The following is a 606-nucleotide window of genomic DNA, read 5'->3' on the forward strand; positions in this document are numbered from 1 at the left end:
CGGGTCTTGAAGCTCTTGAAGGGCCTTGCCGAGATGCATTTGCATCTTGCGTTCAAGAACGGTGCAAGCAGCGTCGCCACCGCCTTCGGCGAGAATGTCATAGATGATGGTCAGGTTACCCTCATTGACCGCGCGGACCAGTTTACCAACGCCGTGCTTATGCTGAAGGCGATATGCGGCCCGCAAAGACGGCATGAGACGCACGGCATTGCTGCCGTGCGAAATTACGATGTCGTCATATGCGAGCCGCATGGTCATGGCTTAGGCCGCGTTAATCAGAAGCTTAGCGAGGGCTTCGCCCATAACCACCTTGCCACCGACACGGCGACGGCCACCAAACACCACAATGTCATTGGCGTATTTGGTCTGGTAATCGACATTCGGCTCAAAGGTGACGCGGTCGGTGATCAGATAGCCGCGATTGAAATCACCGAAAATGATCGGGGTCGCGTCTTCAGCCACGTCCGGCATGTGGTCGGCCTCATAGACCGGCTTGCCGAGCAATAGGCCGGGCTGTCCAGCCTGAAGGCCAGCCTGCCAAAGCAGATTGCCATCACTGTCGCGAAGGCCGCGCACAACGCGCATGGTCTTGCGGTTCATGAGCCA

General features: G+C 57.6%; 1 protein-coding gene and 1 pseudogene. Both read right to left on the bottom strand.

The window, feature by feature from the left end; all coding sequences use genetic code 11:
• Positions 1-258 (bottom strand): annotated as a pseudogene (locus ACX3P1_RS28330) (hypothetical protein); the annotation flags it as partial.
• 3 nt (positions 259-261) lie between these two features.
• Positions 262-606 (bottom strand): phage major capsid protein (locus ACX3P1_RS28335; RefSeq protein ID WP_459083159.1); only part of this gene is annotated, 345 nt, incomplete at its 5' end.

It is taken from the genome of Mesorhizobium sp. A623, from assembly GCF_054489405.1.